A 16142-nucleotide genomic window follows, 5' to 3' on the forward strand; every position below is an offset into this window, starting at 1 on the left:
CAAAACAACAACGCCATCAGATTGATGGCGTTGTTGTTTTGCTCAGTCATTGCCCGTCTGGCCGGACAGAACGTTATTTTTTCAGCTTAGCCAGCGCTGCGGCAAAAGCATTGCCCATCGCCGCATTACTGTTATCGACAGCTTTTGCTGCTTTGGCTGCAGGTTTAGCCGCATAATTGCTGGTTTTGCTGCCATCTTTGCTGGCCGCACTTTTTGGCTGTGGTTGTTCATCCAGCCGCATGGTCAAGGCAATCCGTTTCCGATCGGCTTCGACTTCCAGTACTTTGACTTTGACGATGTCACCAGCTTTCACCACCTGATGTGGATCACTGACAAATTTATCGGTCAGCGAAGAGATATGCACCAGGCCATCCTGATGCACACCGATATCGACAAAAGCACCAAAGTTGGTGACGTTGGTGATCACACCCTCCAGCAGCATACCTGGGCTTAGATCGGACAGTTTTTCCACGCCATCTTTAAAGTTTGCGGTTTTAAACTCAGGTCTTGGATCCCGGCCCGGTTTATCCAGCTCTTTCAGGATATCGCTGATGGTCGGGATGCCAAAATGTTCATCGGCAAAATCGGCCGGATTTATGCTCTTTAAGAAGCTGCTGTTGCCGATGATGTCAGCCACTGACTTTTGCTGTTGGCTGACAATTTTTTCGACCAGTGGATAAGCTTCCGGATGCACGGCAGACGCATCCAGTGGGTTAGTGCCATTGTTGATACGCAGGAAACCGGCCGCCTGCTCATAGGCCTTAGGTCCGAGCCGTGGCACTTTCAGCAAATCTTTGCGTTGCATAAAACGGCCATTGGTATCGCGGTACAACACGATATTCTGCGCCAGGGTTTTATTCAGGCCAGCCACCCGTGCCAATAACGGCACTGAAGCGGTATTTAAATCGACCCCAACGGCGTTGACACAGTCTTCGACCACAGCATCCAGTGATTTCGTCAGCAGGCTCTGGTTGACATCATGCTGGTACTGGCCAACACCAATGGCTTTGGGTTCAATTTTCACCAGCTCAGCCAGTGGGTCCTGTAAGCGGCGGCCAATAGACACAGCCCCACGCAGCGACACATCCAATTGTGGGAATTCCTGCGCCGCCAGTTCTGAAGCTGAATACACTGAAGCGCCGGCTTCTGACACCATGACTTTGGTCAGACGCATCTCCGGCAACAGCCGGATCACATCCGCCGCCAGTTTATCAGTCTCACGCGAAGCCGTACCGTTGCCGATCGCGATCAATTCCACTTTGAATTGTTTGCAGTAGGCCGCCAGTGTTTTCACCGATTTGTCCCACAAGTTTTGTGGTGCATGTGGAAAAACTGTGCTGTTGGCAACCAGTTTACCGGTTTCATCGACAACGATGACTTTAACACCAGTGCGAAGGCCAGGATCCAAGCCAAGGGTGGCGCGCATACCGGCTGGTGCCGCCATCAATAAATCTTTCATATTACGGGCAAATACGGCGATAGCTTCCACTTCAGCTTTTTCCCGCAGTTCCCCCAGCAGATCATTTTCCAGTTGCAGATGCAGTTTTACTTTCCAGGTCCATTGCACCACAGTGCGCATAAAAGCATCGCCGGCGCGATTTTGCTGGCGTAAATTAAAGTGACTGGCGATCATTTGTTCGCAGTTGGCGTGGGCATTGGATTCATCTGCATCTGGCTGTAATTGCAGATTCAGTACACCTTCATTGCGACCACGGAACATCGCCAGTGCGCGGTGAGACGGCACATTTTTCCAGGCTTCATTGTGCTCAAAATAATCACGGAATTTAGCACCTTCAGTGTCTTTGCCTGCCACCAGCGTACTTTTCAGTACGGCATGCTGGGCTAAATGGCGGCGTAATTTCGCCAGTAAGTCGGCATCTTCAGCAAAACGTTCCATCAGAATATACTTGGCGCCATCTAACACTGCTTTTGCCTCGGCAAAACCGGCTTCGGGGTTCAGGTAAGCAGCGGCAGCTGTGTCCGGCGCCAGATCTGGATCCGCCAGTAAGGCGTCAGCCAGCGGTAATAAACCGGCTTCGATCGCAATCTGACCCTTGGTGCGGCGCTTGGCTTTGTAAGGCAGATATAAATCTTCCAACCGGGTTTTGTTGTCGGCGGCCAGAATATCCCGCTCCAGCTCGGCGGTTAATTTGCCTTGTTCCTGAATGGTTTTCAAAATCACCTGACGGCGATCTTCCAGTTCACGTAAATAGGTTAACCGCTGATCCAGCATCCGTAATTGGGTATCATCCAGCCCGCCAGTGACTTCTTTGCGGTAACGGGCGATAAAAGGCACTGTGGCGCCTTCATCCAGTAAGGCGACCGCAGCGGCCACCTGTTCGGCGCGTGCCGAAATTTCCTGAGCGATTTGTTTGACAATCAATGACATACTTTTATATTCCTTGAAGTCTGGCATGGTCATTCCGACCAAGCGACTGGGGTCACTATGCTGATAACCGGTATTGTCTATCTTCAGCGGCAAAAAATCCAATGCTGTTGTTCGCAATTGCGATCAGCAGGACGATTTGCCGTGCCACCGCCTTACCGCGAGCTGTCGAACACTGTGGCGGCTTGATGAGGGGGCTTGTTGTTTGAGCTCACTCACAGCTTGTGGGACTATGCCTGTCAACAGTCGGCGCTTAGACCAGACCGATGGCAAGACGCTTGCAGCAGTGCTTAGCGAGCGTCTGGTCCTTGATAACTAATGTTGTTCACAAACCACAGATGTTCACCGGTCGGGGTTTTCACCAGCACTTCACTGTCAATTTCCTTTTTCAGCAGAGCCCGTGCCATCGGTGCATCGATGGAAATATAATCGTTGCGGCCGTAAATCTCGTCCGGGCCCACGATGCGAAATTTCAGCACCTCACCTTGTTCATTTTCAATCTCGACCCAGGCACCGAAAAACACTTTACCGTCCTGCACCGGCGAGTATTCGACCACTTTCAGCACCTCTAACCGCTTGCGCAGAAAACGAATTCGGGAGTCGATTTGGCGCAGTAAACGCTTATTTTCCTTGTAGTCTGCGTTCTCGGATCTGTCGCCTAAACTAGCTGCCCAGGCCACTTTTTGGGTGATTTCAGGCCGGTACTCTCGCCATAAATGGTTCAGTTCTTTGGTTAATTTGTCAAAACCCTCGCGGGTAATTAAATCGGTTCTCAAAGATATATCCTGCTGCTTGGTCATAGATTTGACGGACTGGCTATGCTGATCGCCGCTGCTTAGGGTTGCGACTGTGGCCCTGACGTTGGCTGGTTTGGCAGTGGCCAGCCAGATTTCAAATGTAAATCGCGTTGTGGATAAGGGAAGCTAATGCCATGCTGTTTAAAACTATGCCAAATCGCTCGGTTGATATCGGATTTCACCGCGCCACGGCCGTTTTCCAGATCGGCAATCCAGACCCTCAGTTGCAAATGAATGCCGTTGTCGGCAAAGGCCAGCAGCCGCACTGAAGCTTCAGGTTGTTGCAGCACCCTGGGGGAAGCATGGGCACAGGCCAGTATTAAGGCCATTGCTTGCTCCGGATCATCCTGATAACTGACCTGCACATCCAAATCTAACCGGACATTTGGATCGGCATAACTCCAGTTCACCACTTCGTTGATGATTAAATGTTCGTTTGGGATCAACGAATCGACCCCTTGCCGGTTGCGCAGCACAACATAACGGGCATTCAGTTGCTCCACCCGGCCAAAATTCTCGCCGACTGTGATCAAATCGCCGGGTTTCACCGAGCGGTCCAATACCAGAATAAAGCCACTGATAAAGTTGGAAGCAATCCGCTGCAGGCCAAGACCCAAGCCGACCCCTAAGGCACCACCAAATACCGCCAGTGAACTCATATTGATGCCGGCAGCATTGAGCGCGACTAAAAAAGCCACAGTGACCAGGAAAAATTTACTGAATTTAGCCAGCCCCACTTGCATGCTGGGACTGATGCTGCGTGATTTTTTTACCTGCAGATTAATCAGATCAGCCAGCCACAGTGAAATGGTAAAAGCAGCCGTCACCAGCATCAGCAGTTCCATCACCATCAATAAAGAAATACGGCTGCTGCCGATAGTCAGGGCAATCTGGTCAAGCAAGGCGCGGGTTGCCGGCAACCAGCCGACCAGGTGCAGCACCACCACCAGCCAAATGAAGGTGGAAATCAATGGCTCCAGGGTCTTGAGCAAGGGACTGTCGCTAAAGGCTTTGCGCAGCATATACACCAACAGCCGGATCACCCCAAGCGCTAGGGCGAAAGGCTGCAGCAAATGCAGCAAGGATGCCTGTAGCTGTAGGTTGGTCATGATTTCAGCTGCCAGCCACCAGCATAATGCCAGCGAAAAAGGGAAAAAAATCCGTTGCGAACCCCGCAGTGCCACATGGCGCAGCTTGTTGCGGCCATCGTCGATCAAGATACGGCTCAGGCGTTGATTCAGCCAGCCACTGAGCAGGCTGGTCAGCAGAATAATGCCAAGTTGCCAGAGAAAATTCGGCTGAGCTAAAAAACGTTCTGCTGGTTGCAGTAAAGGTTGTAACAACTGTGGCATAGCGGCAGTCATGCGAAATAAAGATACAGCTACAGTAGCAAAAACTGGCCAAAAAAGCTGTAGTTGCTGGCAGACTTGTTCCGGGTTTAACTGGCAAGTTAAAACAAAACAGTATGATTTTTAAAGTAAATCAGCTGCCAGTTGGCGAGTTACGGCAACCATTGAGCAGCGACAGTGGCAGAAATGATTTGTAACACAGAAAGCACAGTGTGCCGATCGACGACTGCATTTTTTGGTTTATAGTGAAACCAATTCTGTGGCAGAGACCAAAAAGATGCAAACTCAGGAAACAACAAAAATTTTAGTGGTCGACGATGATATGCGACTGCGGGCTTTACTGGAGCGTTATCTGGTTGAACAAGGCTTTATTGTACGCAGTGTCGCCAATTTTGAGCAAATGACGCGGTTGATGGAACGGGAAAATTTCCATTTGCTGGTGTTGGATCTGATGTTACCCGGCGAAGATGGTTTATCCATTTGTCGTAAATTACGCCAACAGGAAAACGAAATCCCAATCATTATGCTGACCGCCAAAGGCGATGAAGTGGATCGCATCATTGGTCTGGAAATGGGCGCTGATGATTATCTGCCGAAACCCTTTAATCCACGCGAACTGTTAGCGCGGATCCGGGCTGTGCTCAGACGTAAAGCCAAAGATGTGCCGGGCGCGCCGACGCAGGAAGAAACGCTGGTGAAATTTGGCCCATTCAGTTTTAACCTGGCCACCCGCGAGATGAAAAAAGACGATCAACTGATGCCGCTAACCAGTGGTGAATTTGCCGTGCTCAAAGTGCTGGTCAGTCATGCCCGGGAGCCGTTATCGCGCGATAAACTGATGAATATGGCACGTGGTCGTGATTATTCGGCGATGGAGCGTAGTATCGACGTACAAGTGTCAAGGCTGCGGCGGATGATTGAAGATGATCCGGCCAATCCACGTTATATCCAAACCGTTTGGGGCCTGGGTTATGTGTTTGTACCCGATGGTGTCGCCGGATAAATGCGTTTTTTACCGGCAAGTGCTTTTGGTAAAACGGTGTTTCTGATTGGTTTTTTGTTACTAATCAATCAATTGGTTTCTTATTTTCTGGTGGTGGTTTATGTGATCAGCCCCAGTTTGCAGCAAACCACTCACCTGATCGCCAAACAAATTAAAGTGGTTTTTATCGAAGTAGGGGACGAAAGTGCCGGTTTGTCAGAAGAACTGACGCGCAAATTTCAGCAGGCGACCGGCATCGAAGTCTATAACCAGAGTCAGGCGCTGCAGCAAGGGCTGGCGCAGGCGATGCATTATCCTTATTTTTCCGATGAAATGTCGCGGGAATTGGGCGGACCAGCGGAAGTCCGCATTGAACAGCAACAAAGTTTTGCCTTTTGGGTGCGACCGCCGCAGGCACCGCAATACTGGGTAAAAATCCCGCTCAGCGGGCTGAATGAAACCGATTTTAAACCGCTGCAAATTTATATTTTGCTGATTGGTTTTCTCAGTGTGGCAGGCGGTTGGTGGTTTGCCCGGCAATTAAACCGGCCATTGCAGGGCTTACAGCAGGCGGCGCTCAGAGTGGGCCGTGGTGATATTCCAGAGCCACTGCCGGAAGTGGGCTCCAGCGAAATTATTGCGGTAACCCGGGCTTTTAATCATATGGCCAAGGGCATCAAACAACTGGAAAAAGACCGGGCCTTATTGATGGCCGGGGTGTCACACGATTTGCGCACGCCATTGACCCGCATCCGGCTGGCCAGTGAAATGATGAGTGAGCCTGACAGCTGGATCCGCGACGGCATTGCCAATGATATCGATGATATGAATGCTATTATCGACCAGTTTATTGATTACATCCGGCACCACAAGGAAGAAACGCCCAGTGAGGAGGATTTAAATACTTTAGTGCTGGAGCAGGTAGGCGCCGAGCGGTTACAGCAGCGACAAATCCAGACTGAACTGGCCAGTTATTTGCCTCAGGTACCGCTGCGCCGTATTGCAATTAAGCGGGTACTGACCAATTTGCTGGAAAATGCCTTTAAGTATTCGGAAGGGGTGATTGAGGTCAGTACCGGTTACGAAAAAGGCAGTCAGCGGGTTTATTTGCAAGTGCGGGACCATGGGCCTGGTATTCCTGAAACTGAGATGGCACAGATGTTTGAACCTTTCACCCAGGGGGATACCGCCCGTGGCAGCGCAGGTTCTGGGCTGGGTTTGGCGATTATTAAGAAAATTGTCGATATGCACCATGGTGAAATCACGTTGCATAACCATGCCTTTGGCGGTTTGGTGGCCACTGTGTATTTGCCGCTGAAACAAAAAACAACGGCTAAAAGCAAGCAAGCGCAGGTTTAAACTCAGGCTTGTCACTGTGCTCAGTGCTGGGCGATTGGCGCAGGGTAAAGATGCTGGCGACAGCAATAAAAAAATCCGCCGTGGCGGATTTTTTTATTGCAATGTTACTGCAAAAGCATCAGCGTTCAGGCTTTTGGACCGGCATTGCGGATAGCTTCAGACACATCATATTTCTTGAAGTTATTGGCAAATTCAGCCGCCAGTTTAGCCGCGTATTCATCATATTGCGCCTGGTCTGCCCAGGTATCGCGTGGGTTTAACAGCTTGCTGTCAACGCCAGGCACGGCCACCGGAATATTCAGGTTCAGCTGTGGCAGATGGATAGTGTCCACTTTGGCCAGTTCGCCAGACACAATAGCGTCGATAATGGCGCGGGTGGCCGGAATGGCAAAACGTTGACCAACGCCATGCGGACCGCCGGTCCAGCCGGTATTCACCAGATAGACTTTGCTACCAAATTCACGCACCCGTTTGATCAGCAATTCAGCATAAACGCCGGCCGGACGTGGGAAGAATGGCGCACCAAAACAAGTAGAGAAAGTCGATTCAATGGCTGAAGTAGAGCCAATTTCAGTGGAACCTACTTTGGCGGTGTAACCACTTAAGAAGTGATATGCAGCAGCTTCTTCTGACAATACCGACACTGGTGGTAACACACCACTGACGTCACACGTCAGGAATACCACAGCACGAGGTTCACCGGCGCGATTTGCCAGCACGCGTTTTTCAACGTGGGCTAACGGGTAAGCGGCGCGGCTGTTTTGCGTCAGGCTGGCATCTTTGTAATCTGGCGTGCGGTTGGCATCCAGTACGACGTTTTCCAGGATAGTACCAAAACGGATCGCATCCCAAATCACAGGTTCGTTCTTCTTCGATAGGTCGATACATTTGGCGTAACAACCACCTTCGATGTTAAACACACTGCCAGGGGCCCAGCCGTGCTCATCATCACCAATCAGATTGCGTTTTGGATCGGCGGATAAAGTGGTTTTACCGGTGCCAGACAGACCAAAGAATAAAGTGACATCGCCTTCATCACCAACGTTGGCAGAGCAGTGCATCGGTAACACGCCTTTGGCTGGTAACAGGAAGTTCTGCACTGAGAACATGGCTTTTTTCATTTCGCCGGCGTAACGCATGCCTGCTAATAACACTTTGCGATCAGCAAAGTTGATCATCACGGTACCGTCAGAATGAGTGCCATCCCGTTCAGGCACACAGGCAAAACCTGGCACGTTGATGATTTGCCATGGAGCTTTGTCAGCAACATTCCAGCGCTCTGGGGTGATAAACAGGTTTTTGGCAAACACATGCTGCCAGGCAGTTTCAGTCTGGACTATGACCGGCAGGTAATGTTCAGGATCTGCACCCACTTCCAAGTGAGAGACAAAATGTTCAATATCAGACAGATAAGTAGCGGCTTTATCCCACAGCGCATTAAAGACTTCGGCCGAAACCGGCTGGTTCACATTGCCCCACTGAATATCCTGTTCAGTGCTGGCTTCTTTGACGATAAAACGGTCTTTTGGTGAACGACCTGTGCGGTGACCCGTCTTGACCACTAATGCGCCGTTATCGGCCAAAATGCCTTCCTGGCGGCGTACGGCGTGTTCGACTAAATCTGCTACTGTTAAATCGACATGGCGAATAGATTGAGCGGTCATTATCAGCTGACTCCTTGGGGTACAGAGTTGTGTTGTCGTAGGTGTATACTTTCAGCGCATTCTACCGCAGAACTGTGCAAGCGGCGACAAATTCTTCATGCATTTCTGCTAAAAAAGCGGGCTATGCAGTTATCATGCGTTTTGCAGTGCATTTTTATGCATTAATTGGCTTGAAAAGGCTGAGTTTGGCGGGAATATATGCAGCATTGGTGTTGGTGGTTGGATGTTGTGTTGTCTGCTTTCAGTTTCGGCTGCAAAAATTGTCCGAAAAACCAACAGGGTGCATCACCAGACGCAAACAAAGCTCGCCAGACCGGCACATGGCGTGCCGGTCGTCACTCGCTAACGTCAGAACTTATGCGCTAACTCAACCAGCGCGCTGGCATCAAAGGTGTAAGTGGTATTGCAATATTCGCAGCTGATATCCAGCTTGCCTTCGGCGATATGCTCTTCAATGGCGGTCTGGCCTAAGCTGATAATCGCCGATTCGCATTTTTCTCTGGAGCAACCACAGACAAATTCAATCGGCTGTGCCGGGAATAATTCCACCACTTCCTGATGGAATAAACGGTATAACATGTCTTCCGGCGTCAGTTGCAGCAATTCTTCGGCAGTGACAGTGTCGGTCAGGGTTTCCAGCTCGGCGAAATCCTGTTTCGCTTTGTCCTGATCAACCGGCAGTACCTGTAATAACAAACCAGCAGCTTGACTGTGTTCTGCCTGAATATCGGTATGCAGATAAATGCGGGTTGGCAGTTGTTCTGACTGATTAAAATAAGCTTCCAGCGTTTCGGCCAGGCTATTGCCAGTGACCGGGATCACGCCCTGATAACGCTCGCCTTGCTCCGGCGTGACAGTGACCAGTAAAAAACCCTGGCCAATCAGATCGATAAAGCTGTCACCCTGAATTTCGCTTTGCATCCGCACCACGCCACGGAACTGCTGCTGGTTATTGCCGTTGACGGCGGCAAAACGGACCGGGCCATCACCTTGCACTTGCACAGCAATATTGCCTTCAAATTTCAGTGTGGCCGTCAGCAGACTGGTTGCTGCGACCAGTTCAGCCAGCAATTGTTTCACCGGATGGGCATATTGATGATTTTGCAGCATCAAATCCAGGCTGGCAGCAACTTTGACTATTTCTCCGCGCACATCTTTTTCGCGGAACAAAAACCGGACCAGTTGATCAGACGAACTCATAACACCCTCATTGTTGAGATTTCAGCAGCAACAGCTGTCGCCGCATTTTTTTGTCAGGTTTAGTGTCAGGATGAGGCGCAAATAGCAGGTTTAACTTCCGTAATTCTGCGCGCTCAGCCCGCATTGTGATACTTTCGGCTGTTTCTTCATACAGTTGCTGCGCCAGCGGTGCCGATAACCTTTGCTCGGATAAAGCCCTGACGATCACCGTTTTTTCATCGGTACCTTGCGTCAGGCGGATGGTTGCGCCCAGCTCCACCGTTTTACTGGCTTTACAACGTTGACCATTATACTGAACTTTACCGCCGTCTATCATGTCTTTTGCCAGACCGCGGGTTTTATAAAAACGACAGGCCCACAACCATTTATCTAATCGTAATATGGCTGTGGTATGTTGATGTCCGGTTTGCGTTTGTGCCACAGTAGTTACCTCATGCATCCTGACGCGAACATAGCATAAAGCATAGCTGGCCTCCAGCAGCTGTGTGGTGCACGTCTGGTTGTGGCGACGATACCTTGTTATTATTTGGTAAATTTTCATGCCACCCTTGTTGATAGGCGTTCAACTGAGTAAGATAAAATTTGACTGAGATTAGAAACAGACTTCATGAACAGGTTTACGCTTAAACAAATTGACTGGCAGCAGCTTCCCGTGACTCTTTACCAACGCTTGCCAGTGACAACATTAAATCGCATTTTCAGCTTGGTGCTGGTGATCCTATTGGCTTTGCTGGCAGCCCGGCTGACCTGGTCATTGTGGCAACAATTCACACCGCCAGTTGCCATCTTAGCTGCCACCACCACCGCCAATACGCAAGCCGCCAATCAGTCACCTTCGTTGGAACAACTGCAGTCTGCCGCCTTGTTTGGCCGTTATCAGGCTAAGCAGGAGGTTGCTGTCGCCCAACCTGTGCTGACCGATGCGCCGCAAACCAGTCTGAATTTAAAGCTGACCGGGGTGGTCGCGACCAGGTTAAAACCAGAACAAGGCACCGCCATCATTGAGAATAATGGGGTGGAGCAAGTGTATGCGGTGGATGAACAAATCGAAGGTACAGCTGCAGTGCTGAAACAAGTGCTGGAAGACCGGGTGTTATTACAGGTGGCTGGCCGGTTTGAAACCCTGATGCTGGATGGTGTGGAATATCAGCGCCTCAGTGATGAAAATGCCGCTGTCGGCACTGTAGTGACGAACGATGTCGGGCCACAACCTGAACCGATGGAAGTCAGCCCAATCCAAATGGATATCGCCAGCATGCGGCGAGAAATGCTGGCCGAACCGGCAAAATTTTTTGATTACATTCGGGTGACACCACGGCATCGCAATGGCCAGATGTACGGCTATGCGTTATTACCCGGTAAAGATCCGGAGTTATTCGCCCGGATGGGCTTAATGCCGAATGATGTTGCGATAGAAATCAACGGGGTGCGGTTGAATGATATGCAGCAGGCTTATGGCGTGATCAATGAATTACGCGAGGCAAAAGAAGCCTCAATCAAAGTGGAACGTGACGGTGAAATTAAAGATGTTCTGTTTAGCCTGTCGCAACAATAATCAGCAAATAATGGTTCTCCTTCAATGAATTTAAAGTTTATCCGTCGTCCGGCATTGCTGGCCTGGTTGGGTGCAGGCTCTTTAACGCTGCTGAGTTTTTTCGCCGCAGCTGTTGAATACCAACCAAATTTTAAAGGCACCGAAATTAATGAATTCATTAATATTGTCGGTAAAAATTTAAACAAAACCATCATCGTCGACCCGCAAGTGCGGGGCCGGATTAACGTCCGCAGCTATGAAATGCTGAACGAAGCCCAGTATTACCAGTTTTTCTTAAACGTGCTGGAAGTTTATGACTTCTCAGTGGTGGAAATGAAAAGTGGTGTGCTCAAAGTGGTGCGGCAAAAAGATGCCAAAACCTCCAACATCCCGGTGGTTGGCGATAACAACAGCGGTATCGGCGACGAAATGGTCACTCGCGTGGTGCAGGTGAAAAACGTTTCAGTCCGTGAGTTAGCGCCGTTATTGCGCCAGTTTACTGATCAGTCGGGTGGTGGTCATGTGGTGCATTATGATCCATCCAACGTCATTATGATGACAGGCCAGGCCGAAGCGGTAAACCGGCTGGTGGATATCATCCAGCGGGTGGATAAAGCCGGTAATCAGGACATCGAAATCATCCGGCTGAAGTTTGCTTCGGCGTCTGAAATTGTCAGAATTCTGGAAAACATCTATAAAAAACAAGGGCAAGGCGATCAGCAGCCGGAATTTTTAATCCCAAAAATTGTCGCAGATGAACGCACCAACAGTGTGGTGGTTTCGGGCGAGCTGCAAGCACGGCAACGAGCCGCTGATATTGTGAAACGACTGGACGCCGAACAGGAAAGTCTGGGCAATACCCGGGTCTATTATCTGAAATATGCCAAAGCCGAAGATTTAGTCAAGGTGTTGCAGGGCGTCAGTAATTCGATGGTTGCAGCTGCAGCACCGGCGCAAGGCCAGGCTGGCGCTCAGGGCGGTGGTCGTGGTGGCAGTGGTAGCAACCGCGATATCAGCATTGAAAGTCATGCTGAAAGTAATTCCATTATTGTCACGGCACAACCAGATATGATCCGCAGTCTGGAAGATGTGATTCGGCAAATTGATGTGCGCCGGGCTCAGGTCCTGGTCGAAGCTATTATCGTTGAAGTTGGTGAAACCGCGGGCATTAATCTTGGCGTGCAGTGGATCAGCGCTGAAGGCGGCATGCAACAGTTTACTAACGCTGGTACCCCTATCACGTCCGTGGCAGCAGCTGCTGCGTCGGCACGTAAAATTACCCCGCCGCCAAGAGTGGTGCAATCGACCATTCCGGGCGTGCCTAGCACCACAGTGCAAGATCCATCGACACCAGGCGACTATACCAAACTCGGTGAAGCCTTGGGTGGCTTGAATGGCGCTATGCTGGGTTTTGTCAAAAATGACTGGGGTGCAATTTTACAAGCCGTGTCCAGCGACAGTAACTCCAATATTCTGGCGACGCCCCATATCACCACGCTGGATAACCAAGAGTCCTATTTTATTGTCGGTGAAGAAATCCCAATTAAAACCACCACCAGCCCAGGTCAGGGTGGCACCAACCCATTCACCACCCTGGATCGGCTGGAGATTGGTATCAAGTTAAAGGTCACACCGCAAATTAACGAAGGCAATGCGGTCAAGCTGATGATTGAACAGGAAGTGTCCGGCCGGGCTGGCGAAATTGAAGGCAACCCTATCGTCAGTAAAAGAGAAATCAAAACTACAGTGATGGCCGATGATGGCGCGACCGTGGTGCTCGGCGGTCTGATTGACGAAGATGTGCAGGAAAGCGTGTCTAAAGTGCCGTTGCTGGGAGATATTCCGTTGCTTGGCCAATTGTTCCGCTCGAATAAATCAGAGAAGAAAAAACGTAATCTGATGGTCTTTATCCGCCCGACCATTATCCGTGATGGTGGTGTGATGAGCGAAGTCAGTCAGCGTAAATACAACTATATGCGTGCCAATCAGCTGATTCAGCAAGAGGATGGTATTAACCTGATGCCAAACACTGAAACACCGGCAATCCCGGTCTGGGGTCAGGAGCGCGAACTGCCGCCAGAAATTCAGCAAAGGCTGGATCAGATTGATCCTCTTAAGCAACAGCCGAAGTCGCAGGAGCAACAATAAATGACGGTACTGGCACCTGAACTGGCCAGTCCAAAGATCCGGTTACCCTTTGGTTTTGCCAAGCGCCATGGCGTGTTGTTGCAAGCCCAACCGGACGGCTGGCAGTTGTTGATCCATCCCGGCACTCAGGCGGCGGCATTATTAGAAGTGCGGCGGGTGCTGGCGGCGCCTTTTGTGCTGCATAAGCTATCGGCGGTTGAATTTGAAGCTATGCTGGAAGCCGCCTATCAGCGTGATTCCAGCGAAGCACAGCAGATCATGCAGGATATTGGCAATGAAGTGAATTTAGCGTCACTGGCCGATGAAATTCCGGAAACGGAAGATTTGTTAGAAAACGAAGATGATGCACCTATCATCAAACTGATCAATGCCATGCTCGGGGAAGCCATCAAGTTAGGCGCTTCCGATATTCACGTTGAAACCTTTGAAAAAGCGCTGGTGGTGCGGTTTCGCATCGACGGCATTTTACGTGAGATGCTCAAGCCAAACCGGAAGTTATCCAGTTTGCTGGTATCACGGATCAAAGTGATGGCCAAACTCGACATCGCCGAGAAAAGGGTGCCGCAGGATGGCCGGATCAGCTTGCGGATCGCTGGTCGCGCTGTGGACGTGCGGGTATCGACCATGCCTTCCAGCCATGGTGAGCGGGTGGTGTTGCGGTTACTGGATAAAAACAATTCACACCTGAATCTGGCAGACTTAGGCATGACGCTGTCGGTGCAGGAAAATTTTGCCAAACTGATTTTAAAACCACACGGCATTATTTTGGTGACAGGACCGACGGGGTCCGGTAAATCCACCACCTTGTATGCCGGTCTGACCGATATTAATACCAAGGATCGCAATATTCTGACGGTGGAAGATCCAATTGAATATGAACTGGAAGGTATAGGCCAGACTCAGGTCAACACCAAAGTGAATATGACCTTTGCCCGTGGCTTAAGGGCTATTCTGCGACAAGACCCGGATGTGGTGATGGTCGGTGAAATCCGCGATTTGGAAACAGCCCAGATCGCGGTGCAGGCCAGTTTGACCGGTCACTTAGTGCTAAGCACCTTACACACCAATACTGCTTCTGGTGCCATTACCCGGTTAGAGGATATGGGGGTGGAACCGTTTTTATTATCTTCCAGTTTACTTGGCGTGCTGGCACAACGCCTGGTCAGAACTTTATGCCCGCATTGCAAAGAAGCGCATGAACCGGATAAAGAAGAACGGGCCTTACTCGGCATCCAGAAAAAAGAAGAGCAGAAAATTTACCGGGCTGTCGGTTGTGAACAATGCAACCAGACCGGTTATCGCGGCCGGACCGGTATCCACGAACTGATAGTGGTCGATGAGTATTGCCGCGAGCTGATCCATAACGGCAAAGGCGAACAAAGTATTGAAAAATACGTCAGAAGCCAAAGCCCCAGTATTCGCCAGGATGGTTTTTCCAAAGTGTTGCTTGGTGTCACCACGCTGGAGGAAGTATTACGGGTTACCCGTGAGGACGCATAATGGCAGCATTTGAATATCAGGCGCTGGATGCGCGTGGCCGCAAAAGCAAGGGTGTGCTGGAGGCGGATAATGCCAGGCATGCCCGGCAAATTTTGCGTGAGCAAAAGCTGACACCCGTCAGTCTGGAACTGGCAACGCAACAGGAACAAATGCTGGCCAGTGGTCGTAACTGGTTTGCCCGTGGCATTAGTGCCAGCGATTTAGCCCTGATCACCCGGCAAATCGCCACGCTGGTGGAAGCGGCGTTGCCAATTGAAAATGCCTTGCAGGCCGTGGCAGAACAATGTGAAAAACCACGCTTGCAAAGCATGATGATGTCAGTGCGGTCTAAAGTGGTGGAAGGGTACAGTCTGGCCGAAGGTCTGGCCGAATTCCCCTATGTGTTTGATCATTTGTATCGCTCTATGGTGGCGGCTGGTGAAAAATCCGGTCACCTGGACGCAGTGCTGAACCGATTAGCCGATTACACCGAACAGCGTCAGCATATGCGTAGTCAGATTATGCAGGCTTTGTTGTATCCGGCGATTTTGTCATTTTTTGCCGTGGCGGTGATCAGTATTTTGCTGACTGCTGTGGTGCCAAAAATTGTCGAGCAATTCTCCCACATGGGCCAGAGCTTACCGGGCGCGACGTTATTTTTGATCGCGGCCAGTGATTTCCTGCGCAATTATGGTCTGTTCGTCGTGCTGGCGATGTTTCTGGCGATCGTGATGTTCAAACGCGCGCTGAAAAAGCCGGAATTCCGCCTGAAATATGATCGTATCGTGCTTAGGGCCGGCATGCTGGGGAAAGTCAGTCGTGGTCTGAATACCGCTCGTTTTGCCCGCACTTTAAGTATTTTAAACGCCAGTGCGGTACCGCTGTTAGAAGCGATGCGGATCAGTACAGATGTACTGGATAATACTTATATGAAACAATCTCTTGCGGAAGCAACTTTAAGGGTGCGTGAAGGCTCTTCGTTACGCAGTTCGTTGGATCAAACCAAACTTTTTCCGCCGATGATGTTGCATATGATTGCCAGCGGTGAAAAAAGTGGTCAGCTCGACGGCATGCTGGAAAGAGCTGCAAATACGCAGGACCGGGAATTTGAGACCTTAGTGACAGTATCACTGAAGGTGTTTGAACCTGTGTTGGTTTCGGTGATGGCAGGAATGGTGCTGTTTATTGTGCTGGCGATTTTGCAGCCGATTTTAGCGTTAAATAATTTAGTTGGAGGGGGTTAA

Annotated in this window: 12 protein-coding genes; 6 read left to right on the forward strand and 6 right to left on the reverse strand. The window is 50.3% G+C overall.

What is annotated here, in order from left to right:
- Window positions 1-73 precede the first annotated feature (73 nt).
- The 3 genes from AC53GJ_RS01065 to AC53GJ_RS01075 all read right to left on the reverse strand — a co-directional run bounded on the left by AC53GJ_RS01065 (window position 74) and on the right by AC53GJ_RS01075 (window position 4535).
- Complete coding sequence (locus tag AC53GJ_RS01065) at window positions 74-2389, reverse strand: Tex family protein (protein ID WP_496730703.1); 2316 nt, start codon at window positions 2387-2389, stop codon at window positions 74-76.
- 287 nt (window positions 2390-2676) lie between these two features.
- The gene (gene greB, locus AC53GJ_RS01070) at window positions 2677-3162 is read right to left on the reverse strand and encodes a transcription elongation factor GreB (RefSeq protein ID WP_496730705.1); all 486 of its coding nucleotides are present in this window, start codon (window positions 3160-3162) and stop codon (window positions 2677-2679) included.
- A gap of 59 nt (window positions 3163-3221) precedes the next feature.
- The gene (locus AC53GJ_RS01075; protein ID WP_496730706.1) at window positions 3222-4535 is read right to left on the reverse strand and encodes a mechanosensitive ion channel family protein; all 1314 of its coding nucleotides are present in this window, start codon (window positions 4533-4535) and stop codon (window positions 3222-3224) included.
- A 274-nt stretch (window positions 4536-4809) separates the two neighbouring features.
- On the opposite strand from AC53GJ_RS01075, the gene ompR reads away from it, so the two are divergent.
- Window positions 4810-5535 carry an osmolarity response regulator transcription factor OmpR gene (gene ompR / locus AC53GJ_RS01080; RefSeq protein WP_496730707.1) on the forward strand — a complete coding sequence of 242 codons (726 nt, stop codon included), beginning with the start codon at window positions 4810-4812 and terminating at the stop codon, window positions 5533-5535.
- Window positions 5536-6873, forward strand: a complete 1338-nt coding sequence (gene envZ, locus AC53GJ_RS01085; RefSeq protein WP_496730708.1) for a two-component system sensor histidine kinase EnvZ — start codon at window positions 5536-5538, stop codon at window positions 6871-6873. It abuts the gene before it with no gap.
- A 125-nt stretch (window positions 6874-6998) separates the two neighbouring features.
- Here the strand turns inward: envZ and AC53GJ_RS01090 are convergent, their stop codons facing one another.
- The 3 genes from AC53GJ_RS01090 to hslR form a co-directional block, all read right to left on the reverse strand.
- Window positions 6999-8537, reverse strand: coding sequence for a phosphoenolpyruvate carboxykinase (locus AC53GJ_RS01090; protein WP_496730709.1), 1539 nt, complete (start codon window positions 8535-8537; stop codon window positions 6999-7001).
- Between the two features lie 348 nt (window positions 8538-8885).
- Complete coding sequence (hslO, locus tag AC53GJ_RS01095) at window positions 8886-9737, reverse strand: Hsp33 family molecular chaperone HslO (RefSeq protein ID WP_496730710.1); 852 nt, start codon at window positions 9735-9737, stop codon at window positions 8886-8888.
- Window positions 9738-9744: 7 nt separating this feature from the next.
- Window positions 9745-10158: a ribosome-associated heat shock protein Hsp15 gene (hslR, locus tag AC53GJ_RS01100; protein ID WP_496730711.1), complete on the reverse strand. Its 414-nt coding sequence runs from the start codon at window positions 10156-10158 to the stop codon at window positions 9745-9747.
- 231 nt (window positions 10159-10389) lie between these two features.
- On the opposite strand from hslR, the gene gspC reads away from it, so the two are divergent.
- Genes gspC through gspF form a run of 4 tightly spaced genes read left to right on the forward strand, consistent with a single transcriptional unit; the run spans window position 10390 to window position 16142 of the window.
- Complete coding sequence (gene gspC / locus AC53GJ_RS01105; RefSeq protein WP_496730712.1) at window positions 10390-11292, forward strand: type II secretion system protein GspC; 903 nt, start codon at window positions 10390-10392, stop codon at window positions 11290-11292.
- Between the two features lie 24 nt (window positions 11293-11316).
- Window positions 11317-13419, forward strand: a complete 2103-nt coding sequence (gspD, locus tag AC53GJ_RS01110) for a type II secretion system secretin GspD (protein ID WP_496730713.1) — start codon at window positions 11317-11319, stop codon at window positions 13417-13419.
- On the forward strand, window positions 13420-14919 hold the full coding sequence (gspE, locus tag AC53GJ_RS01115; protein ID WP_496730714.1) for a type II secretion system ATPase GspE: 1500 nt from the start codon (window positions 13420-13422) through the stop codon (window positions 14917-14919).
- Window positions 14919-16142 carry a type II secretion system inner membrane protein GspF gene (gspF, locus tag AC53GJ_RS01120; RefSeq protein ID WP_496730715.1) on the forward strand — a complete coding sequence of 408 codons (1224 nt, stop codon included), beginning with the start codon at window positions 14919-14921 and terminating at the stop codon, window positions 16140-16142. The genes gspE and gspF overlap by 1 nt, the downstream gene beginning before the upstream one ends.

This window comes from Rheinheimera sp. B2H12 (genome assembly GCF_059620065.1).

What these genes read in the sequence shown, in the direction of transcription:
- AC53GJ_RS01065 (WP_496730703.1), bottom strand. Translation starts at nt 2,389, where the DNA reads ATGTCATTGATTGTCAAACAAATCGCTCAGGAAATTTCGGCACGCGCC.
- AC53GJ_RS01075 (WP_496730706.1), bottom strand. Translation starts at nt 4,535, where the DNA reads ATGCCACAGTTGTTACAACCTTTACTGCAACCAGCAGAACGTTTTTTA.
- ompR (WP_496730707.1), top strand. Translation starts at nt 4,810, where the DNA reads ATGCAAACTCAGGAAACAACAAAAATTTTAGTGGTCGACGATGATATG.
- envZ (WP_496730708.1), top strand. Translation starts at nt 5,536, where the DNA reads ATGCGTTTTTTACCGGCAAGTGCTTTTGGTAAAACGGTGTTTCTGATT.
- AC53GJ_RS01090 (WP_496730709.1), bottom strand. Translation starts at nt 8,537, where the DNA reads ATGACCGCTCAATCTATTCGCCATGTCGATTTAACAGTAGCAGATTTA.
- hslO (WP_496730710.1), bottom strand. Translation starts at nt 9,737, where the DNA reads ATGAGTTCGTCTGATCAACTGGTCCGGTTTTTGTTCCGCGAAAAAGAT.
- gspD (WP_496730713.1), top strand. Translation starts at nt 11,317, where the DNA reads ATGAATTTAAAGTTTATCCGTCGTCCGGCATTGCTGGCCTGGTTGGGT.
- gspE (WP_496730714.1), top strand. Translation starts at nt 13,420, where the DNA reads ATGACGGTACTGGCACCTGAACTGGCCAGTCCAAAGATCCGGTTACCC.
- gspF (WP_496730715.1), top strand. Translation starts at nt 14,919, where the DNA reads ATGGCAGCATTTGAATATCAGGCGCTGGATGCGCGTGGCCGCAAAAGC.